At 44.1% G+C, this 229-nt stretch carries 1 protein-coding gene; it reads left to right on the forward strand.

What is annotated here, in order from left to right; all coding sequences use genetic code 11:
- On the forward strand, window positions 1–229 hold a 229-nt coding region (locus SB772_RS46325; RefSeq protein ID WP_410839308.1), incomplete at both ends, for a hypothetical protein.

Below are 229 nucleotides of genomic sequence, written 5' to 3' on the forward strand. Positions count from 1 at the left end.
GGTGATGGTATCGCGGCACGGTTGGAGCACAATGCCGTACTCGATAATGAGCAGGTACAAATGATGCTCGATAATAATGAGTTGATACCTGATTTGACAATATATGAAGACACTTCAGTCGCTGCAGCATTGGTTGACTTTAAACTCAAAAAGCTAGCAAAGACGCTAACACGACTTTATGTTACTGACGTCGAGCGCACTACGCGGTTGCTAACAGAAAGTAATGAGG

The sequence above is a fragment of the Paraburkholderia sp. SIMBA_030 genome (genome assembly GCF_046535245.1).
Classification (GTDB): domain Bacteria; phylum Pseudomonadota; class Gammaproteobacteria; order Burkholderiales; family Burkholderiaceae; genus Paraburkholderia.